Below are 21,076 nucleotides of genomic sequence, written 5' to 3'. Positions count from 1 at the left end.
CCGTGCGCCACCCCCGCTCGATCGACTGTCGTTCGCCAACCGGGAGTACCCGATGACACGTCCGAGATCCGTACGCGCCCTGCTCACCGGCGTGGCCACCCTGGCCGCGTCCGCGGGGCTGGCCCTGGGGATCGGGGGCACCGCGCACGCGGCGACCCCGCTGCCCGCGCATGTCTTCGCCCCCTATTTCGAGGCCTACAACGGCGACAGCCCCGCCGCGCTCGCCCAGTCCTCCGGCGCCAAGTACCTGACCATGGCCTTCATCCAGACCGAGAAGAAGGGCTCCTGCACGCCCTACTGGGACGGTGACACCAGCACCCCCATCACCTCCTCGGTCTACGGCTCCGACTTCAGCACCATCCGCTCGCGCGGCGGCGACGTCATCCCCTCGCTCGGCGGGTACGCCGCCGACGACGGCGGCACCGAGATCGCCGACAGCTGCACCAATGTCGACTCCATCGCCGCCGCGTACGAGAAGATCATCACCACGTACGACGTCTCCCGGCTCGACATGGACGTCGAGGACAACTCGCTGACCAACCAGGCCGGCATCGACCGCCGCAACCAGGCGATCAAGGAGGTCCAGGACTGGGCCGCCGCCAACGGGCGCTCGGTGCAGTTCTCGTACACCCTGCCCACCACCACGAGCGGGCTCGCCGACAGCGGGCTCGCGGTGCTGCGCAGCGCCAAGAACGCGGGCGCCAAGGTGGACGTCGTCAACCTCATGACGTTCGACTACTACGACGGTGCCACCCACCACATGGCCACCGACACCCAGACGGCCGCGACCGGGCTGCACGACCAGCTCGCCTCGCTGTACCCGAACCTGTCGGACACCCAGCTGTGGAACATGATCGGCGTCACCGAGATGCCCGGCATCGACGACTACGGCGCGGCCGAGACCTTCACCACCGCCGACGCCACATCGGTGTACAACTGGGCGGTCTCCAAGGGTCTGAACACCCTGTCCTTCTGGGCGCTCCAGCGCGACAACGGCGGCTGCCCCGGCACCGGCGGCTCCGACAGCTGCTCGGGCATCAGCCAGGACACCTGGTACTTCACGCACACCTTCGCACCGTTCTCCGGCGGTACGACCACCCCGCCGGCCAACGACTTCTCGGTCTCCCTCTCCCCCGCCTCCGCCGCCCTCGACCCCGGTGCCTCCACCACGGCGACCGTGAAGACGTCGGTGACCTCGGGCAGCGCCCAGTCCGTCGACCTCGCGGTCAGCGGCGCGCCGAGCGGGGTGACGGCGACGCTGAGCCCCACCTCAGTCAGCGCGGGCGGCAGCTCCACGCTCACCGTGAAGACGGCCGCCTCCACCGCGCCGGGCACCTATCCGCTGACCGTCACCGGCACGGCGGGCTCGGCCACGCACAACTCCACCTTCAGCCTCACCGTGAACGGGTCCGGCGGCGGCACCCCGACGGCGCTGACCAACGGTGACTTCGAGAGCGGTTCGCTCTCGCCCTGGACCTGCGACAGCGGGGCCTCCGTGGTCGCCTCCCCGGCGCACGGCGGCAGCCACGCCCTGCAGACCTCGCCGACCTCCTCGGCGACCGGCCAGTGCGCCCAGACCCTCACCCTCAAGCCGAACACCTCGTACTCGCTCAGTGGCTGGGTGCAGGGGTCGTACGCCTACCTCGGGGTCAGCGGTGGCGCGACGGCCAGCACCTGGACCTCCGCCTCCGCCTGGCAGAAGCTGACGGTGCCCTTCACCACCGGCTCCTCCGGCACGGTCACCGTGTACGTGCACGGCTGGTACGGCCAGGGCACGGTCTACGCGGACGACCTCGCCGTCTCCTGACCCGTCCCCACGGCTGGGCCCGTCCGGTGAGCGCACCGGGTGGGCCCGGCCGTCGTCTCCCGCCCCGCCACGCGGTGATCTTCCGCGGCCTGAGAGAGGCTGTGGGTGAGACTCCCCGGGAAGAGATGACCGCAGGCAGGAGAGACGGCCGTGATCGAACTGGCCGCGGCGTTCGCCGTCGCGGGCGCGGCGAGCAACGCCGTCGGCACCGCGTTCCAGCGCAAGGCCGCCTCCGCGAGCAGCCGCGGCGGGCTCCGGCTGCTCGCCGAGCTGGTGCGCCGGCCGTTCTGGATGATCGGCATGGCCGGGGTGATCTGCGCGGCCCTGTTCCAGAGCCTGGCCCTGGTCAACGGTCCGCTGGCGCTGGTCCAGCCGCTGTTCATCCTGGAGCTGCCCTTCGCGCTGCTGGTCGCCGCCCCGCTGATGCACCGGCGGCTGCCCCCCTCGGGCTGGTGGGGCGTCGTGAGCTGTGTGGCGGGGCTCGCCGTGCTGCTGATCGCGGCCGCGCCGCACGGAGCGCTCGACCAGGCCCCGCTCACCCGGTGGATCCCGGCGCTGTGCCTGTGCGTGGGCGCCATGGCCGTCGCCGTGCTCCTCGCCGCTCCCGGGCGCCCGGCGGCCCGGCGCGCCGCGCTGCTGGCGACCGCCTCCGCCACGGGCAACGCGCTGACCGCGGCGCTGCTGAAGTCGGCCTCCGGCACCTTCGCCGACGAGGGGTTCCTGGCGTTCCTGCGGTCGTGGCAGACGTACGGCTTCGCGCTCGCCGGGGTGGCGGCCGTGCTGCTCCTGGAGAACGCGCTCCAGGCGGGCCCGCTGGCCGCGGCCCAGCCCGCGCTGACCATCGGCGACGCGGTGGTGAGCCTGGCCCTCGGCATCGCCCTGTTCCACGAGCGGATCCGCACCGGCTGGTGGCTGGTGCCGGAGGCGTGCGGGGCGCTGATGATCGTCGCGGGCGTGCTGGTGCTGAGCCGGGCCGTGCAGCGGATCGCGGTGGTGCCGGTGGCGGCCGAGGAGGAGATCGCGACCTGAACGGCCCCCGGCGTCACCCCTGGACTTCCCCGGACCGGGTCCCGTGACCGTCCCTTTATGCACCACGCCGCGCCAAATGACGCTTTTCGTATTCTTATCGTCCATATTATGCGACGCGTCAGACGATCCGAATGCCCCGTTCAAGGAGGCGATGGCGTGCCGTCGAGTGGAATCAGCCGCCGGAGTGCGGCGCGTCTGGGCCTCGGCGCCGGACTCGGGGTGGCGGCCGCCGCGCTGACCGGATGCGACGGCGGCGGGCTGGGCCTCGGCTCTCCGGGGCCCGGCGGACAGCGGCAGGCGCCCCGGCTGATCGGCGACGGCTCCACCGCGTACACCGGGCGCCAGCCGAACCAGCCGGACGCGCCCACCCGGCTGGAACCGGGCCGGACCCCGCCGCAGTTCGTGGTGTTCTCCTGGGACGGCGCGGGCGAGCTCGGCACCGGGCTCTTCCCGCGCTTTCTGGAACTGGCCCGCGAGCACGACGCCCGGATGACCTTCTTCCTGTCCGGCCTCTATCTGCTGCCGGAGGACAAGAAGCGGCTCTACCGGCCGCCCAACAACCCGGTCGGCGCCTCGGACATCGGCTATCTCACGAACGAACACATCAAGGAGACCCTGAAGTACGTGCGTCAGGCCTGGCTCGACGGGCACGAGATCGGCACACACTTCAACGGGCACTTCTGCGGGGGCTCCGGATCGGTGGCCGACTGGACCCCGGCGCAGTGGCGCTCGGAGATCGAGCAGGCCCGGACCTTCGTCAAGTCCTGGCGGACCAACACCGGTTGGCACGACGAACCACCGCTGCCCTTCGACTACGACAAGGAACTCGTGGGCGGCCGCACCCCCTGTCTGCTCGGCCAGGAGAACCTGCTGCCGACCGCGCGCGAACTGGGCTGGCGCTACGACGCCTCGTCACCGGGCGGGGTGCAGCGCTGGCCCCGCAAGCGGGACGGCGTATGGGATCTACCGTTGCAGGGCATCCCGTTCCCCGGGCGCAGCTTCGAGGTGCTGTCCATGGACTGGAACATGCTGGCCAACCAGTCCCTGAACTCGACGCGCGCGCCGTCGTACAACTACCCCTACTGGCGCGCCCAGACCTCGCAGTCGTACATGGCGGGGTTCGACCGGGCCTACGAGACGAACCGCGCGCCGCTGTTCATCGGCAACCACTTCGAGCAGTGGAACGGCGGCATCTACATGGACGCGGTCGAGGAGGCGCTGCGGCAGATCGCCGGGCGGCCGGAGGTACGGCTGGTCTCCTTCCGGCAGTTCGTCGACTGGCTCGACGCCCAGGACCCGGCGATCCTCACGCGACTGCGCACCCTGGAGGTCGGCGAGAAGCCGGTGGGCGGCTGGAGTTCGTTCCTGCGTCCGGGCACGTAGCAGCCGCGGGGCCAAGTACAGCCGGTACAGGGCGGGTTCACGCGGCCGACGCGCGCTCGCGCTCAGCCGGGGGTCGTCATGCGCTGGGTGCCGATGACCGACAGCAGCCGCAGGGCCTCCTCGGAGGACGAGCCGGGGACGGCGGTGTAGATGACGACCTGCTGATCGCGGTCGGTCAGTTCCAGGGCGTCGCAGTTGACGGTGACCGGCCCCACCAGCGGGTGCCGGAAGGTCTTGCGCGCCGTCGGTTCGGCGTCCACCTCACGCGCGTCCCACAGACGGGTGAACTCCGCGCTGCCGTCCAGGAGTTCGCGGATCAGCGCGGAAACCTCCGGGTCGTCGGGGTAGCGGACGGCCGCGGTGCGCAGGCGACGTGCCACGTGCCGTTCGAACGCGGCGGCGTCGGACACCCCGTACAGGCGCCGGCCCTCGGTGCGCGGCCCGAGGAAGGCCCGGCGGGCGAGGTTGCGGTCGCGGCGCGGCAGGGCCGAGAAGTCCTCCATGAGGGCGGCCGCCAGGTCGTTCCAGGCGAGCACCTCCAGGGTGGCCGAGGTGACGAAGGCGGCGGCCCCCGGCAGCCGGTGCACCAGGTCGAGGATGCTCTGCCGCACCTCGCGCGGGGGTCCGGGTGCGGGGCTCGGCGGGGCGCCGGCCAGTTGGTGGAGGTGGTCGCGTTCGGCGTCCGTCAGCCGCAGTGCCCGGGTCAGCCCGGCCAGCACCTCGCGCGAGGGGCGCGGGGCGCGGGCCTGTTCGAGCCGGGCGTAGTACTCGGGGGAGATGAACGCCAGCGCCGCCACCTCCTCGCGCCGCAGCCCCGGCGTACGACGGCGCGGCCCGAGGGGCAGTCCGACGTCGGCCGGTCCGATCCGCTCGCGCCTGCTGCGCAGGAAGGCACCCAGTTCCGCTCTGTCCACCGTTCCAGTGTGCGCGCCCGCCGGACGGCCGAGCCAGGTACAGCTGGTGCCTGGATACGGGCCGGGGCAGGGCGCAGGCTCGTAGGTATGAACACCACACAGAACACCGAGACCCCTCGTCCGGCGCCCGCCGGGCTGCTGGCCGGCAAGGTCGCCTTCATCACCGGTGCCGGGCGCGGCATCGGCGCGGCCGCGGCGCGCTTGTTCGCCCGGGAGGGCGCGCGGGTGCTGCTCGCGGCCCGTACGGAGGAGCAGCTGAAGGCGGTGGCCGAGGAGATCCGGGCGGCGGGCGGCACCGCGGAGCACGTGGTGTGCGATCTGGCCGACGGGGCGAGCGTGCGCGCCGCCGTGGACCGTGCCGTGGAGCGGTTCGGCCGGCTCGACGTCGCGTTCAACAACGGCGCCACGATCCAGCGGCCCGGCCCCATGGACGAGCTGCCGGCAGCCGATCTCGACCAGATCTACACGGTGAACATGAAAGGCGTCTGGCTGGCCATGGCCGCCGAGGTCGCGGCCATCCGGGCGAGCGCCGGAACCGGTGCCATCGTCAACAACTCGTCCGTGGGCAGCCTGCGCGGAAACCCCGAACTGCCCGCCTACGCGGCCACCAAGCGGGCCGTGAACAGCCTGACCGCGTCGGCCGCCGTGACCTACGGCCCGGAGGGCATCCGGGTCAACGCGATCGCGCCCGGCTTCACGCTGACGGAGATGACCCGGACCTGGGAGTCGGAGTCGCCCGGGATCCGGGAGCGGATCACGGCGGGGACCCCGCTGGGCCGGGCGGCCGCCCCGGAGGAGATCGCCGAGGCCGCCGCGTGGCTCCTCAGCGATCGGTCCTCCTTCGTGACCGGCACGGTGCTGCGGGTCGACGGGGGCGCCCGCGCCTGACCCGGGTCTTCGTCAGCCGAGGCCCATGACGCTCATCGTGCGCTCGGCCATCCGCTGCTCGCCGAGCGCGTTGGGGTGGACCGGCACGATGTTCGAGCCGAACAGCAGCGGCTCGATCCACCGGGTGCCCGAGGGCTGGCAGGCGTCATGCCCGTTCGACGCCTGGGAGAAGTCCACGAAGGTGGCCCCGGTCTCCTGGGCGGCGCGCTGCACGACGGAGTTGAGGTGGGCCTGGAGCGCCCGCAGATACGGGATGTCACCGGAGGCGATCGGCAGCTTCAGGAAGCAGGAAGCGTCGAAGGCGGAGGGCACGATCCACGGGTAACCCAGCACCGCCACCCGGGCGTTGGGCGCCTTGGCCCGCAGCGCGGTCAGGGCGCTCTTCAGCGCGGGGTAGGTGTTCGCGTCGATCGCGTCGTCGAAGGACGTGCCGTACTTGTCCTTGCACGGGTGACCGAAGCCGGCGCTGAGGACGCCGGCGGTGCCGCAGTCCACGATGGCGCTCACGAAGGTGCTGTTGTCGTTGCCGCCGATGGTCAGCGTCACCAGGTCGGTGTTGGCGTTCACCGCGTCCAACTGCGGTGCCACGCCCGAGTACTGGGACTGGGTGAAGTCCTTGGTCTCGGCGCCGCCGCAGGTGACGTCCGTCAGTGCGGCGCCGGTCGCCTTCGCGAGCACGTGCGGGTAGTTCACGGTGGAGCGCAGACAGAGCAGATTGCTGGTGTCGATGGGCGTGACGCCCGAGCCCGCGCTGTAACTGTCGCCGAGAGCGACGTAGTTGAGGGGCGTCGCGGCATGAGCGGGGGCGGCGGTGAGGCCGAGGGCCAGGGTGCCGGCGAGTGCGGATGCCGCGGCGGCGGCACGGCGCAGGGCAGGGGTGGGCATGAGGAGTGCTCCCTCTTCGACGCGACTGGTGCGGGGCGTGGGGTATCGCCGGCCGCCGGGGCGCTGCGTGGGGTGCGCACAACGACGGCCGTGGAGCAGGGAGTTGCGGTACTACCAGCGAGTTCTACCGCTAGGTAATGTGCGGGCAGCTGATCGCCGAGTCAACATCGCGGACCGAAGTTCTTGAAATGCTCATGAAATATGGGTGTCGAAATGCCGTAACAGCGGGTGTATGACGGATCATTCGAGCACGGATCAACCCGGGAGCGGTGGACCGCCGACGAGGAATCCGGTCGTGTCGGCGCCGTCATGCCACCGACTCCGGCGGCGCATTCACCCGGGAGCCGGGCTCCTGACGCTGACCTGCGGGAACGGGGATAGGGTGCGGGACATGGCTCCCTCCGCCGAAAGGACGACCATGGACCAGTTCTCCCCCGCGCCGACCGTGGAGCGCGTGGACGCACGGCACCGTTACGAGATCCTGGTCGGCGGCGAACGCGCCGGTCTCACCGCCTACCGCGACCGGGGCGAGCAGCGGGTCTTCTTCCATACCGAGATCGACGACGCCCATGCCGGGCAGGGTCTGGCCGGGCAGCTGGTCGAGTACGCCCTCACGGATGTCCGCGCGCTCGGCAAGCGGATCGTGCCGGTGTGCCCGTACGTCGCCAAGTTCCTGAAGAAGCACGAGGAGTTCGCGGACATCACGGACGAGGTGACCCCCGAGATCCTCAGCTGGCTCGACACTCAGCACGGCTGATACACGGGACCCGGCCCGGCCCCGGCGCAAAGGGCTTGCCATCCCCGTTGTGGCGATGGCAAGATCCCTCCAGCTCGAACAGCAACTTCACAGCTCGCACTTCTTCACGCATTCACACATTCACACATTCACGAAGGACTGAAGTCCATGGTTTCGGCGTCCCACAGCGGCCGCCGTCGGAACTGAGCCCCCTGCCCCACGGCAGCGCGCTCGCACGTTCCCACGCTCTCCTCACGGCGGTCCGACGACGCGGTGTCCAGCACACCGCCGCCTCGCTCACCGAGGCGATCCCTCGTACGCACGACCACTTTCACCGTGAGGAATTCCCAGCGTGCACACCGATGTCCAGAGCTTTGCCGTCGCCCATCTCCTGCGCCGCCCCGCGGCCCATCGAGTGGGCGGCTTCGTCGTGGGGTTCGATCCGGCCACCACGAGCCCGTACGTCAACTACGCCACCCCCGTCCCGGGCGCCGAGCCCACCGACGCGGACGTGGCGGATCTGATCGCCGCCTTCCGCACCCGCGGCCTCCTGCCCCGGCTGGAGTTCGCCCCGGACGCCGCTCCCGCGGTCGAACCGGCGCTTAGGCGCGCGGGGTTCACCACGGAGGCGGTGCACGAATACCTGGTCTGCACCCCCGCGACACTCACCGTCCCGGGAGCCCGGGTGCGGGTGCAGGCGCCGGTCACCGACGAGGACTACGTCGCGATCGACACGGCGCTCTCCGAAGCGTTCGGCGGCGAATGGGCCCCGTCCCCGGAGGGCGCGGCCCGGCTGCGGCGCACCGAGGAGGGCGGCGGCGCGGTCCGCTTCGTCCGCGCCGAGGACGGGAGCTGCGCGGGCGGCGCCCTGTGCTCGGCACCGGCCGAGGGCACCGCGGAACTGGCGGGCGTCGGCACCCTGCCCGGCCACCGGGGCCGGGGCATCGCCGCGGCGGTCACCGCGGCCCTGGCCGAAACCCTGTTCGCCCGGGGTGCCCGGACCGTATGGCTGGAGTACTCCGGCGCCGGCTCCCGCCGCGTCTACGAACGCGTGGGCTTCCGGCCCGGCGGCACCAGGATGTATCTGCGGCACGAGGGCTGACGCGCGGAGTGCCGCAAGGGCGGGTGGCGCGGGGTCGGCTCACCCTCACCTCCCGCCCTCTTCCGGCAAGGGGTTGTCCTCGGCGAACCGGCGGATCACGGGAGAAGCCGGGCCGGCCGACGCCCGGTGGCCGGTGGCATCGTCCGGTCCTCCGCGCCCCCGGCGACCGCCGCGTGCGCCCCCGGTGTCCGAGGGCAGGTCCAGGCGTTGTCGCGGAATTGTCCTTGATCGGTAACAGCGGGAGCGCGGGCGCCCTCCCCGCCGTCCTGGCAGATGCAGTGCACGACACACGAGCCGGGGACACGGCGGGGAGCAGGGGGCGGGACATGGCGCGGCACGCTGGGCGGGGCTGGTACGGACGGGTGATCGGGGCGGCGGTAGGGGTCACGGCGGTGGCGGCCGGCGCCTCGGTGTGGACGGCGCAGGCGGGGCAGAACGCCCCGGCCGCACCGGCTCACCACGCCGCGCCGAAGACGGTGGCCGTGTCCCCCGTCATCGCCCACTCCTCCGACGGCGGCGCGCACGCCGTCAACATCACCATCGACGACGGCCCCGACCCGACCTGGACCCCGCAGGTGCTCCAGGTGCTGCGGGAGAACGGGGTCAAGGCGACGTTCTGCATGATCGGCCCCGAGGCGCAGGCGCACCCGGACGTCGTCAAGCAGGTGGTCGCGGCCGGGCACCGGCTGTGCGACCACACGGTGTCGCACGACACCGCCATGGATCACAAGTCCGAGTCCTACCAGTCGCAGCAGATCCTGGACGCCGAGCGGCAGATAACCGAGGCGTCCGGGGGCGTCCGCCCGATGTACTACCGGGCGCCGGGCGGCGCGTTCACGCCGTACAGCCGCAAGCTCGCCGCGTCGCACGGGATGCGGCCGCTGGGCTGGAACGTGGACTCCAAGGACTTCGAGCGGCCGGGCACGGACGCCATCGTCGCCACCGTCAGGAGCGAGCTGGCCAACGGGCCCACCCTGCTCTTCCACGACGCGGGCGGCGACCGCTCGCAGACCGTGGCCGCGCTGCGCACCCTGCTGCCGTGGCTGAAGCAGCAGGGCTACGGCTTCGGCTTCCCCGTGCGCTGAACGAGCCGCTCTTCCCCTCGGTCGGGCCTCCGGCCGGTGAACCCCCGGGAAATTCTTGGCCACCGAACACCCCGGACGGGTGTTCGGTTCCCTCCGGGTGTCTACGATGAGGCCGTTCCGCCGGCGATCAACCCGCCCCGCGGACAGCTGCGTACGTCGTCCGGAAAGGCTCAGCATGCCGTTGCCCCGCCTCGGCACGCGGTCGCGTCGTCTCCGGACGGCGCCGACCGTGTTCCTCGTACTCGCCGTGGCGCTCGCCCTGGTGGCCCTGTGCACCGGCGGCTCCGAGCAGCGCAAGACCGCCGCCCGGCGCCTCGTCGTCGAGGTCTCCGAGAGCCACTGCGGCCGGGGCTGGACCCGGCCCGAGCCCGGGGTACAGACCTTCGACCTGCACAACACCTCCGACGGCGCCGCCGAGGTCTATCTGGAGGACCCCGGCAGCCACGCGGTCTACGGCGAGGTGGAGGACATCGGCCCCGGCACCACACGGCAGTTGACGGTCCAGGTGGGCAAGGGCGCGTACGCCTTCATGTGCGTGCCCGACGACGCCGACGCCGTCATCGGCCCCACCGTCCGGGTCACCGGCGGGCAGCGCGGCCCCGGCGCCGCCCCGGTCACCCAGCACGATCTGATCCCGCCCGCGCTCGCCTACCAGAAGTGGGTGGGCGGCGGACTCGCCACGGCCGTACGGCTTTCGGCCGAACTCAAGGACGCGATCGACCGCGGTGACCTCGCCGCCGCCCGCTCCGCCTGGCTGCCGGCACACCTCCAGTACGAGCGGCTGGGGGCGGCGTACGACGCCTTCGGTGACGCGGACGGCGAGATCAACGGCACCGACGCCGGGCTGGCCGACGGGGTGCACGACAAGGACTTCAGCGGGTTCCACCGCATCGAGTACGGCCTGTGGCACGGCGAGTCCGCGAGCGGGCTGCGCGCCCCGGCGGCCGCCCTGGTCAAGGCGCTCACCGGACTGCGCGACAGCTGGGCGCAGAGCCGCATGGACCCCGCCCAACTCGGGCTGCGCGCGCACGAGATCCTGGAGAACGCCGTCCAGTTCGAACTGACCGGCCGCACCGACTACGGCAGCGGCAGCAACCTCGCCACCGTCCGCGCCAACCTCGACGGCACCCGCGAGGTGCTGTCCCGGCTGCGTCCGCTGCTCACCACCCGGTACGCCGATCTGCCGGGCCTGGAGCGGGAGTTGACGCGGGCCGGGGGGACCCTCGACGGGTCCCGGCACGACGGGCGCTGGACCGCGCTCGACCGACTGACCCGCGCCCAGCGGGAGCGCATCGACTCCCAGCTCGACGACCTCGTGGAGCGGCTGGCGTCGGTGGCGACCCTGTGCGACCCCCGGAGGACCGTGTGAGCACCGCCGAACGACACCATGGACTGGCCCGGCGCGGCTTTCTGCGCGGCGCCGCCCTCGCCGGCGCGGGACTCGCCACCAGCGCCGCCGCCCCGGACCCGGGCACGGGCACGGCCGAGGCGGCGTCCACCCTCGCGCCGTTCCACGGCGTCCACCAGGCCTCCGCGATCGCGGCTCCCCGCCGTACCTGTGTGTTCGCCGCCCTGGACGTGACCGCCGAGAGCCGCGCCGAACTCACCGATCTGCTGCGCACCTTGACCGAGCGGGCCCGGCTGCTCACCTCCGGCGGCACCCCGGACCCGGTGGGCGTCACCGGACCGCCCGCCGACTCGGGCATCCTCGGCGAGGAGCTGCCCGGTGGGCAGTTGGCCGTCACGGTGGGCGTCGGCGCCTCGCTGTTCGACGACCGGTTCGGGCTGACCGCGCGCAAGCCCAAGCGGCTCAGGGCCATGCCCGCCTTCCCCGACGACGACCTCAAGGCCGAGTGGTGCCACGGCGACCTCAGCCTCCAACTGCACGCCGACGACCCGGACACCACCCTGCACGCGCTGCGCGACATCGCCCGGCACACCCGGGGCGGCATCCAGGTCCGCTGGCGGATGGACGGCTTCGCCAGCCCGCCCCGGCCCTCCGGCACCCCGCGCAATCTGCTGGGGTTCCGGGACGGCACCGCCAACCCGGACACGGCGAGCGCCCGCGAGATGGACCAACTGATCTGGGTGGACCGGGACTCGGACGAGCCGGACTGGGCCGTCGGCGGCAGCTACCAGGTCGTACGGCTGATCCGGATGCTCGTGGAGTTCTGGGACCGGGTCTCGCTCAGCGAGCAGGAGCGGATGATCGGCCGGTCCCGTTCCTCCGGCGCGCCGCTGGACGGCGACCGCGAGCACGACGTACCGAAGTACGCCGACGACCCCAAGGGCGATGTCATCCCGCTGGACGCGCACATCCGGCTGGCCAACCCGCGCACCCCGGACACCGCCCGCCAGCGCCTGCTGCGCCGCGCCTACAACTACGACCTGGGCATGGACGCCAACGGCAATCTCGACATGGGCCTGCTGTTCTCCTGCTACCAGCAGGACCTTGTACGGCAGTTCGAGACCGTCCAGCACCGGCTGGCGGGCGAGCCGCTGACCGACTACATCAGCCCGTTCGGCGGCGGCTACTTCTTCGCGCTGCCCGGGGTACGTGATGTCCAGGACTGGTACGGACGCGCCCTGTTCGCCTGACGTGTCCGGTCCCCCAGTGGACCGGTCCGGCTCTTTTCCCCTGTCTGACCGGGCAGTTCGTCGAAACCTGTCCGGACAACCCGGCGGCCCGCTCGGTCAACACACCGTCAAGTTTTCCCACAGGTTCCCTGACTCGGTGTTCACCTACGCGACATCATGGCTCCGCCATCGCGCCCCGCAAGGAGCGCAGCATGCCTGCTCGTACACCGCACAGACGTTCTGTCCAAAGGGGTAGACCACCATGGCCAGCAGAGGAAGACGAGCCGCGATGCGCAGCCTGGGCGCGCTCGTGGGAGTCGCGGCGCTCACCGCGCTCGGCAGCAACGCGCCCGGGTGGGCGGCGACGTCCGCCCACGGTCACGGGCCCTCGTCGACCGCGACGCCGATCAAGCACGTCGTCGTGCTCTTCGACGAGAACATCTCCTTCGACCACTACTTCGCCACGTACCCGAAGGCCGCCAACACGGACGGCACGAAGTTCACGGCGTCGAAGAGCACCCCGAAGGACATCGACACCCTCGCCAACGCCGGGCTGCTGGAGCACAACCCGAACCAGTACGCGCCCAAGCGGCTGTCGCCGTCCCAGGCCCTGACCTGCGACCAGAACCACTCCTACGGTCCGGAGCAGTACGCCTACAACGGCGGCAAGGCCGACCAGTTCGTGCAGAACACCGAGGTCGACAAGTGCAGCGGCGGCCTGTTCGGCGAGCCGGGCCTGGCGATGGACTACTACGACGGCAACACCGTCACCGCGCTGTGGAACTACGCCCAGCACTACACGCTGAGCGACCGCGCCTACAGCTCCAACTACGGGCCGTCCACCCCCGGTGCGCTCAACCTGGCCTCCGGCAACACGCACGGCGTGGTCTCCATCGACCCGGCCACCGGCAAGCAGACCGCCAAGCCGGACTCGTACACGGTCCAGTCCCCGGACGCCAAGGGTGTCGGCACGGTCGTCAACGACCCCGACCCGGCCTGGGACGACTGCTCCGACAAGGACCACACCAGCAGCAACGCGCTGGCGTCGATGCAGGGCAAGAACGTCGGTGACCTGCTCAACACCAAGAAGGTCTCCTGGGGTTGGTTCCAGGGCGGCTTCCGTCCGTCGACCGGGTGGGACGGCACGTCCGGCTCGTACGCGAAGTGCGACACCACGCACAACAACGTGGGCGGCGCGGCCGCGGTGGACTACAGCCCGCACCACAACCCGTTCTCGTACTACAAGTCGACGGCCAACCCGCACCACCTGCCGCCGAAGTCCGTCTCCGAGATCGGCCACAACGGTCAGGCCAACCACAACTACGACCTGACCGATTTCTCCGCCGCGCTCAAGGCGGGCCACCTCCCGTCCGTCAGCTTCCTCAAGGCCGGCGAGTACCAGGACGGCCACGCCGGGTACTCGGACCCGATCGACGAGCAGCACTTCCTGGTCAGCGAGATCAACGCGATCCAGAGCTCGCCGCAGTGGAAGTCCACCGCGATCGTGGTCGCCTACGACGACTCCGACGGCTGGTACGACCACGCGTTCGTCGCCCCGCGCAACGGCTCGACCGACACCTCGGTCGGCTCCAACGGCAAGGCCACCGACAGCCCGGCCTGCCAGAGCGGCCCGAAGGCGGCCGGCGGCTACGCGGACCGCTGCGGCCCCGGCACCCGTCAGCCGCTGCTGGTCATCTCGCCCTACAGCAAGGTGAACAAGGTCGACCACACGCTGACCGACCAGGCGTCCATCACCCGCTTCATCGAGGACAACTGGCACACCGGCCGCGTCGGTGACGCCTCCTTCGACGCCAAGGCGGGCTCGCTCGGCGGGATGTTCGACTTCCGGCACCCGAACAACAAGCGGGTGCTGCTGAACACCGACGGCTCCGTGCAGTCCGTCGGCCCGATCAAGCACGTCGCCCCGGTGCACACCAGCATCACCCCGGGCCCGGCCTTCCAGACCGCGGCCGACACCTCGGACGCGTCCTTCCCGACCCTCCCGGTCGGCCTCGGCGTCGGCGCCCTGCTGGCCGCCGGTCTGACGGGCACGTACTTCACGATGCGCCGCCGTCAGCAAGCCTGACGACAGCGGGTTCCCTGGGTGTGCCCCCGGCCGGCGGTCGGGGGCACACCCGTGTCCGCGCCGGAAAAACCGGTGGTCGGGGCCGTGGTCCTGCTGCTGGGATGGCGTGATGCACAGTGAGATCTCGATGACGGTGGACCGGGGCGCCTTCCCGGACGCGGTGACGCCCTGGGAGCAGGAGTCCTGGCGGGCCGCGGCCCTCGGCTGGGTACGGGAGCGGCTGGCCGAGCGCGGCCTGCGCGGGGAGGGCGAGCTCCGGGTGCGGCTGCGGCCGTGGTCGGTGCTGGCCCGGGTGCCCGTGGCGGGCCGGGACGCGGTCTGGTTCAAGGCGAATCCGCGGTCCGCCGCCTTCGAGGGCCCGCTGACCGCCGCGCTGGCCCGCTGGGTGCCCGGACATGTGCTGGAGCCGCTGGCCGTGGACGCGGCGCGCGCCTGGTCGCTGCTCCCGGACGGCGGTGATCTGTTCCGGCAGGTGCTGGCGCGGGAGCCGGTCGGACCGGAGGTCTGGGAGGACCTGCTGCGCCAGTACGCGGGCGTGCAGCGCGCCCTGACCCCGTACGCCGGGGAACTGGAGCGGCTGGGGGTCCCGAAGGCCCGTACCGTCGATCTGCCCGAGGTGTTCGACCGGCTGCTCGCCGCGAACACCGCGCTCGGCCCCGAGGCACGCGCCCGGGTGGCGGCCGTACGGCCCCGGCTCGTGGACTGGTGCGCCGAACTCGCCGCCGTCGGCATCGAGGACACCCTCGACCACGCGGATCTGCACGACGGGCAGCTGTTCCGCCCGGCGCCGGGCCGGTTCACGTTCTTCGACTGGGGGGACGCGGCCGTGTCCCACCCGTTCTGCAGCCTCCGGGTCACCGGTGAGCAGGTGCGCGAACGGTACGGCGCGGGGGCGCTGCCCCGGCTGCGCGACGCCTATCTGGAGCCCTGGACCGGCACCGGGGTCCCGGTCGCCGAGCTGCGCCGGGCCGCGAGCCTCGCCTGGCGGCTCAGTTCCCTGGGCCGCGCCACCTCCTGGAGCCGGATGTTCCCCGACCCGGGACGCCCCGCGCCCGGCGTCACCCAGAGCGCGGAATGGCTGCTTGACCTTCTGAACGAGCCGCCGTTCTAGACGCGTTGGCACCCGGCCGCCCGAAGTCGCCGGGGCGGCGCGCTCGACGGACACTGACGGTATGAGCCGTCCCCGCGCCGCCTCAGCGGGCCACCCCGCCGCCCCGGGCCCTCCCCCAGCGCCGGACCGCCCCGCCGCCCCCGACGCGCCTCCACAGCCGAGCCGCCCCATCGCCCCCGGCGCACCTCCACAGCCGAGCCGCCCCGCCGTACCGGGCGCGCCTCCACAGCCGGGCCGCCGCCCCGTGCCCTGCGCGCCCGCCGCTCCCCCGCCCGGTCGCCGTGCCGTCCTGGGCGCGCTCGCCGGGGTCGCGCTGGGCGCGGCGGGCTGCTCCGGCGCCCGGGGCCCGGCCGGGCGCGCCACCCCCTCGCCCACGTCCGCGCTGCCGAGGACCACTCCTTGGCGGCCGGGGCCCGGCGAGGTGGAACCGGCGGCGAAGCTGCGTGCCGTGCAGGTGGTGGAGGCGATCGGCGCGTGGCCGGAAGGGCACGGCGGGGCGGCCGCCGCCCGCTCCCGGGTCGCGGCCCTCGGCCTGCCGACAGCGCTCGTCGGCCAGGCCGGGCCGCTGGCGCCCGCGGCCGACCGGGCCGCGCTCCAGGTGGTCTTCGCGCAGTACGGCGGGATCCTGTCGCGGTCCGCCAGTGTGCTGGTGGTCTGCCGCCAGTGGACCCGGCGCGGCGGCGAGGTCGCCTCGGGCGGTACGACGGTGGACGTACGGCTCTCCCGGGGCGCGCACGGCTGGACGGTCGACGCGCTCCGTCCGGCGCACCCAGGGCCGCCCGCCCGCGCCCTGCCCGCCGACACCCGCGCGGCCCTGTCCGACGCCCGGATCACGCTGCCGCCCGCCGCCGTCGCCGACCTGCGTGGCGGCCGGGTGCACGGCAGCGTGACCCGGGCGATGCGGACCCTGGCCCGGACCTACCGGATCGAGGTGAGCGTCGTCCGCTCCGGGCATCCGCTGGACGTGTTCGGCACGGACCGGCCGAGCGACCATCCGCGGGGGCGGGCCTTCGACGTGTGGCGGATCGACGGCCACCCGGTGGTGGACCCGGCGACCTCACGGTCCCTGATCGAGCGGTTCATGCGGGCCGCGGCCGCCGCGGGGTCGTACAACGTCGGCGGCCCGGTACCGCTGACGGGCGGCAGCCCCGGCCAGTTCTTCAGCGACGCCACCCACCATGACCATGTGCACATCGGATTCCGCGCGTGACGGTTCGCGCGCCCGGCCGACGGGTGGCCTCGAAGACCCGCGCCGCCGGCCGACGGGTTGCACCGCGGCCCGGACCGCCCCGACGCTGGAGCGGTGACCCATCCGGGATTCGGCATGGCCCCGGCGGACGGCCCAGGGCTCGGGCGGCGGCGGTTCCTCGCCCTGTGCACGGGCGCGGGGCTCGCCACGGCCGCCGCGTGCACGGCCGCGCCGCCGTCCGGGCCCGGGAGCCGACTGCGGCCGGAGTCGGAGCGGGACGCGCCCGGCACCGCCGCCTGGCGGCTCGGCCCGACCGGGCCACCGGACGCGGTGAGCGGCTATCCGGACCGGGTGAGCGTGACCCCGGGCGAGAGCTTCGGCCTGCATGTGTCCACCACGGCGGCGGCGTTCCGGATCTCGGCGTTCCGGATCGGCTGGTACGGCGGCGCCGGGGCCCGGCGGATCTGGGCCTCGGGCCGGACACCCGGCCGGGCGCGGGCGGCCCCCGGGGTGCTGGCCGCCACCCGTACCGTGCGCGCCGACTGGCCGGTCAGCCTGCCCGTGGACACCACCGGCTGGCCGGAGGGCGCCTATCTGCTGCGACTGGAGGCGGACACCGGTCATCAGCGGTACATCCCGTTCGTGGTCCGCTCCACCGACGGCACGGGCCGTACGGTGCTGCTGCACGCCCCGGCCACCTGGCAGGCGTACAACCACTGGGGCGGCGCGAGCCTGTACACCGGAGCGGACGGCGGGTACGCAAGCCGTTCCCTCGCGGTCAGTTTCGACCGGCCCTACGACGGGAGCGGCGCGGAGAAGTTCCTGACGTACGAGCGGGCGCTGGTGGTGCTCGCCGAGCGTCTCGGCATCCCCCTCGCGTACAGCACCGGTAACGATGTCCACCGGGACCCAGGGGTGCTGCGGGGCGCGCACGCGGTGGTCTGCCTGGGGCACGACGAGTACTGGACGCCCGAGCAGCGCGCCCATGTCACCGCCGCCCGGGACGCCGGTGTGAACATCGCCTTCCTGGGCGCGAACACCTGCTTCCGCCGGGTGCGGCTGGAGCCCGGGACGGGCGCGCAGGATCGTACGGTGGTCTGCTACAAGAGCGACTACCGCGCGGACCCGGTCTATCCGTCCGCCCCCGCGCGGGTCACCACCGACTACCGGCTGCCGCCCGGCGCCGACCCCGAGTCCGCGCTCACCGGAGTGCTCTACGAGGGCTACCCCGTCGACGCGCCGTACGTCGTACGAGCGCCCGGACACTGGGCGTACGAGGGCACCGGCGTCCGTGCCGGGGAGGGCTTCGCGCATCTGGTGGGCGTGGAGTACGACCGGGTCACCCCCGGGGCCCCGACCCCCGGCCCGCTGGAGATCACCGCGCATTCGCCGCTGGTGTGCGCGGGCCGGCCGAGCCACAGCGACTCGGCGTACTACACCACCCCCGCCGGAGCGGGGGTGTTCGCGACCGGCACCATGCGCTGGGTGGAGGGCCTGCTGGCCGGGACCGGCGAGCTCGGTCGCGACCACGGGATGGACGCCCGCACCCGCGCCTTCGTCACCCGCGCCACGGAGAACGTGCTGCGGATGTTCGCGCGCGGCCCGGCCGCCCGGCACGCGCCGCCGCCGGACGCCGACACCCGTGCGGTGTACGGCGGTTGACCGGGTCCCGGTCAGGCCTCGTGGGCCCGCAACTGGTTCTGGCGGGCCTTGTTGAACAGGCGCCACAGATGCTTGGCCACGGCGCACGGCGCGGAGTCGGCGCGGCACTGGCGGCAGGCGCGGGTGTGCTGCTCGTACTGCGTACGGGCGTCTTCTAATGCGTCACTGACAGCAGACATGGACATCTCCGGGAAAGACATGACATCGAACGGCGCGCCGACTTGACCGGCCGATACAACCAGTCTCAAAGGTGATCATGTTACTGGCGGTACTGGGAAATTCGGGAGGCCTCAGGAGCCATGGATCCCGGTCAGCGTCCGGGCATGTCTCATAAAGGCGGTCAGACCGACCTCGAAGGCGCGGTCGGCCCGATGGCCGCCCACGGCGGCGAGGGCCGCGGCCAGACGGGGCGTCGCGGTGCGGTCCGGGAGCTCCCACATCGCCTCGGGGGCGGCGAGGTCGAGGGCGGAGCCCAGCACCAGGTTCTCCAGCGCGGTGATCAGCGCCATGACTCCGGCGGGCTCGAACCCGGCGTCCAGCAGCCGGGTGACCGCCCGCTCGTACTGGTCCAGGACCCGGGGCGCGCGCACCGGCGAGGTCATCAGCAGCGGGATGGCGCGGGGGTGCGCGGCGAAGGCGGCGCGGTAGGAGCGGGCCCAGGCCTCCATGGCCGTGTCCCAGGGTTCGAGGTCGAGGGTGGCGGTCTCGATCGCGGAGGCGACCCGCTCGCGCAGCAGTTCCACGATGCCGTCCCGGCCGTCCACGTGGTGGTAGACCGAGCCGGTCTGCACGCCGAGCCGCCTGGCTATCTGCGGCACGCTGAAGTCGCCGCTCTCGTCGACGAGTTGGAGCGCGGTGGTGGTGATGCGCTCGCGGTCGAGGAGCGGGGTGCGCGGCCGTCCCATGATCGGTGTTCTCCCTGAGGTCTTCCCGGATGCCCAACCGCAGGTTACATTGCGGAAACCAAAAGCCTTTAGGTTTACGGCTCCGGGCGCCCGCCATCCCTTCCGGGCGCCCGGTCGGCCGTACGCCCGGGAGCGTTCGCGGGGCCGTCGCCCGGTCCTCCGCGGACGCGCCCGCCCGTCTCCGGGACCCCCTCCCCTCCGCCGCCCGAAGGGCCCCTGTATGTCCGTCACCACCTCCGAACTGCCCGAGGAGAAGGCGCCGTCCGCCGCGGCCACCCTCCGCCCCGGTTCCCTCGGCACGGCCGACATCGTCTTCTTCGTCGTCTCCGCCGCCGCGCCCCTGACCGTCATGGCCGGGGTCGCGCCGCTCGCGATCCTGCTGGGCGGCATAGGCGCCCCGGTCGGCTATCTCCTCGCCGGGCTGACCCTCGCCGTCTTCGCCGTCGGCTTCACCACGATGAGCCGCCATGTCACGGGCGGCGGCGCCTTCTACGCCTTCATCGCCCGCGGTCTGGGCCGCCCGGCCGGCATCGGTGCCGCCCTGCTGGCGCTGCTCGGCTACAACGGCATGGAGATCGGCGTCTACGGCCTGCTCGCCTCCGCCTCCCGCGACACCCTGCACGCCCTGTTCGGCACCGATGTGCCCTGGCTGCCCGTCTCGCTGGCCGGGCTGCTGCTCATCGGCTACGGCGGCTTCCGCTCGATCGACTTCGGCGCCAAGCTGCTCGGCGTCCTGCTGGTCACCGAGACGGGGATACTCGTGCTGCTGGCCGGCGGGGTGCTGCTGAAGGGCGGCGCGCACGGGCTGTCCCTGGCCTCGCTCACGCCCTCACATGTGTTCGTGCCCGGCACGGCCGCCGTACTCGCCTTCGCGTTCGCCGCGTTCACCGGTTTCGAGTCGACGGTCATCTACCGCCGCGAGGCCCGCGATCCGGGGCGCACCGTGCCCCGCGCCACCTATCTGGCCGTCGGATTCCTCGGCCTGTTCTACGCGTTCGTGGTGTGGATCGCCGTCCAGGCGTTCGGCGACGACCAGGTGGTGCGCGCCGCCGGGAAGGATCCGGCCGGGCTGTTCTTCACCGCGATCACCACGTACGTGGGCGGCTGGGCCGCGGATCTGATGCACGTCTTCATCGTCACCAGCGTCATCGCCTCCCTCCTCGCCTTCCACAACGCCATCAACCGCTACGCGCTCGCGCTGGCGGAGGAGGGCGTACTGCCCCGCCGGCTCGGCCGGATCCACCCGCGCCACCGCTCCCCGTACCTCGCCGGCATCACCCAGACCGTGGTCGGCGCGGTGGTCGTCCTCGCCTTCTGGGCCGCGCACGCCGACCCCTACCAGCAGTTGCTGCTGTGGGTGAACACCCCGGGGATGATCGGCCTGATGCTGCTCCAGCTGCTCGCCGCGATCGCCGTGCCCTGCTACTTCCGGCGGGTGCGGCACGGCGAGGGAAGCCTGCGGACGGTGGTGGCACCGGTTCTCGCCACGGTGCTGCTCGCGACCGCGATCGTCCTGGTGGTGGGACACATCGACCTGTTCACCGGCGCCTCGCCCACCGTGAACACCCTGCTGGTGCTCGCGGCGCCGGTCGTCTTCCTGCTCGGGCTGCCGTTCGCGTGGTGGCTGCGGCGCAGCCGACCCGAGGTGTACGCGTCCTTCGCCACGGAGCCGCCGACACCGACGCCGACGCCGACCGAGACCGCCGAATGACCGTCG

Annotated in this window: 18 protein-coding genes; 14 read left to right on the top strand and 4 right to left on the bottom strand. The window is 72.7% G+C overall.

All coding sequences use genetic code 11. The features are described from left to right. Nucleotides 1–52 precede the first annotated feature (52 nt). The 3 genes from AB0N90_RS03525 to AB0N90_RS03515 all read left to right on the top strand — a co-directional run bounded on the left by AB0N90_RS03525 (nucleotide 53) and on the right by AB0N90_RS03515 (nucleotide 4,219). Complete coding sequence (locus AB0N90_RS03525; protein WP_365192664.1) at nucleotides 53–1,807, top strand: carbohydrate binding domain-containing protein; 1,755 nt, start codon at nucleotides 53–55, stop codon at nucleotides 1,805–1,807. 150 nt (nucleotides 1,808–1,957) lie between these two features. Then, nucleotides 1,958–2,836, top strand: coding sequence for a DMT family transporter (locus tag AB0N90_RS03520; protein ID WP_361679547.1), 879 nt, complete (start codon nucleotides 1,958–1,960; stop codon nucleotides 2,834–2,836). 156 nt (nucleotides 2,837–2,992) lie between these two features. Continuing rightward, the gene (locus AB0N90_RS03515) at nucleotides 2,993–4,219 is read left to right on the top strand and encodes a hypothetical protein (RefSeq protein WP_365192662.1); all 1,227 of its coding nucleotides are present in this window, start codon (nucleotides 2,993–2,995) and stop codon (nucleotides 4,217–4,219) included. A 62-nt stretch (nucleotides 4,220–4,281) separates the two neighbouring features. Here AB0N90_RS03515 and AB0N90_RS03510 read toward each other — a convergent pair whose 3' ends face one another. Next, the gene (locus AB0N90_RS03510; RefSeq protein ID WP_365192660.1) at nucleotides 4,282–5,133 is read right to left on the bottom strand and encodes a helix-turn-helix transcriptional regulator; all 852 of its coding nucleotides are present in this window, start codon (nucleotides 5,131–5,133) and stop codon (nucleotides 4,282–4,284) included. An 87-nt stretch (nucleotides 5,134–5,220) separates the two neighbouring features. On the opposite strand from AB0N90_RS03510, the gene AB0N90_RS03505 reads away from it, so the two are divergent. After that, nucleotides 5,221–6,021: a glucose 1-dehydrogenase gene (locus tag AB0N90_RS03505; RefSeq protein WP_365192658.1), complete on the top strand. Its 801-nt coding sequence runs from the start codon at nucleotides 5,221–5,223 to the stop codon at nucleotides 6,019–6,021. Between the two features lie 12 nt (nucleotides 6,022–6,033). Here the strand turns inward: AB0N90_RS03505 and AB0N90_RS03500 are convergent, their stop codons facing one another. Then, the gene (locus AB0N90_RS03500) at nucleotides 6,034–6,906 is read right to left on the bottom strand and encodes an SGNH/GDSL hydrolase family protein (protein ID WP_361679559.1); all 873 of its coding nucleotides are present in this window, start codon (nucleotides 6,904–6,906) and stop codon (nucleotides 6,034–6,036) included. A gap of 418 nt (nucleotides 6,907–7,324) precedes the next feature. Here AB0N90_RS03500 and AB0N90_RS03495 point away from each other — a divergent pair, with 418 nt between their 5' ends. The 9 genes from AB0N90_RS03495 to AB0N90_RS03455 all read left to right on the top strand — a co-directional run bounded on the left by AB0N90_RS03495 (nucleotide 7,325) and on the right by AB0N90_RS03455 (nucleotide 18,454). Then, entirely contained in the window at nucleotides 7,325–7,663 is a 339-nt protein-coding gene (locus AB0N90_RS03495) for a GNAT family N-acetyltransferase (RefSeq protein WP_365192814.1), read from the top strand. A gap of 331 nt (nucleotides 7,664–7,994) precedes the next feature. Continuing rightward, nucleotides 7,995–8,744, top strand: coding sequence for a GNAT family N-acetyltransferase (locus AB0N90_RS03490; RefSeq protein ID WP_365192656.1), 750 nt, complete (start codon nucleotides 7,995–7,997; stop codon nucleotides 8,742–8,744). Between the two features lie 326 nt (nucleotides 8,745–9,070). Continuing rightward, complete coding sequence (locus AB0N90_RS03485) at nucleotides 9,071–9,829, top strand: polysaccharide deacetylase family protein (RefSeq protein ID WP_361679565.1); 759 nt, start codon at nucleotides 9,071–9,073, stop codon at nucleotides 9,827–9,829. A 175-nt stretch (nucleotides 9,830–10,004) separates the two neighbouring features. Continuing rightward, nucleotides 10,005–11,198, top strand: a complete 1,194-nt coding sequence (locus tag AB0N90_RS03480; protein ID WP_365192654.1) for an EfeM/EfeO family lipoprotein — start codon at nucleotides 10,005–10,007, stop codon at nucleotides 11,196–11,198. After that, nucleotides 11,195–12,427 carry an iron uptake transporter deferrochelatase/peroxidase subunit gene (gene efeB, locus AB0N90_RS03475; protein ID WP_365192652.1) on the top strand — a complete coding sequence of 411 codons (1,233 nt, stop codon included), beginning with the start codon at nucleotides 11,195–11,197 and terminating at the stop codon, nucleotides 12,425–12,427. The genes AB0N90_RS03480 and efeB overlap by 4 nt, the downstream gene beginning before the upstream one ends. Before the next feature lie 241 nt (nucleotides 12,428–12,668). Then, nucleotides 12,669–14,492, top strand: a complete 1,824-nt coding sequence (locus tag AB0N90_RS03470; RefSeq protein WP_365192650.1) for an alkaline phosphatase family protein — start codon at nucleotides 12,669–12,671, stop codon at nucleotides 14,490–14,492. 109 nt (nucleotides 14,493–14,601) lie between these two features. Next, nucleotides 14,602–15,603, top strand: coding sequence for an aminoglycoside phosphotransferase family protein (locus AB0N90_RS03465; protein ID WP_365192648.1), 1,002 nt, complete (start codon nucleotides 14,602–14,604; stop codon nucleotides 15,601–15,603). A gap of 61 nt (nucleotides 15,604–15,664) precedes the next feature. Then, a complete protein-coding gene (locus AB0N90_RS03460; protein ID WP_365192646.1) occupies nucleotides 15,665–16,813 on the top strand; it encodes a hypothetical protein in 1,149 nt (382 codons plus the stop codon). 114 nt (nucleotides 16,814–16,927) lie between these two features. Continuing rightward, nucleotides 16,928–18,454 carry a N,N-dimethylformamidase beta subunit family domain-containing protein gene (locus AB0N90_RS03455; RefSeq protein ID WP_365192812.1) on the top strand — a complete coding sequence of 509 codons (1,527 nt, stop codon included), beginning with the start codon at nucleotides 16,928–16,930 and terminating at the stop codon, nucleotides 18,452–18,454. A gap of 11 nt (nucleotides 18,455–18,465) precedes the next feature. On the opposite strand, the gene AB0N90_RS03450 is transcribed toward AB0N90_RS03455, so the two are convergent. Then, entirely contained in the window at nucleotides 18,466–18,633 is a 168-nt protein-coding gene (locus AB0N90_RS03450) for a hypothetical protein (RefSeq protein WP_365192645.1), read from the bottom strand. A gap of 111 nt (nucleotides 18,634–18,744) precedes the next feature. After that, nucleotides 18,745–19,359, bottom strand: a complete 615-nt coding sequence (locus AB0N90_RS03445; RefSeq protein ID WP_365192643.1) for a TetR/AcrR family transcriptional regulator C-terminal domain-containing protein — start codon at nucleotides 19,357–19,359, stop codon at nucleotides 18,745–18,747. A gap of 220 nt (nucleotides 19,360–19,579) precedes the next feature. Here AB0N90_RS03445 and AB0N90_RS03440 point away from each other — a divergent pair, with 220 nt between their 5' ends. After that, nucleotides 19,580–21,070: an APC family permease gene (locus AB0N90_RS03440; protein WP_365192641.1), complete on the top strand. Its 1,491-nt coding sequence runs from the start codon at nucleotides 19,580–19,582 to the stop codon at nucleotides 21,068–21,070. The last annotated feature ends 6 nt before the right edge of the window (nucleotides 21,071–21,076 follow it).

This window comes from Streptomyces sp. NPDC093018 (genome assembly GCF_040684035.1).
In the GTDB taxonomy this organism is placed as follows: domain Bacteria; phylum Actinomycetota; class Actinomycetes; order Streptomycetales; family Streptomycetaceae; genus Streptomyces; species Streptomyces murinus.
This window is presented reverse-complemented; position numbering and strand designations above follow the sequence as displayed.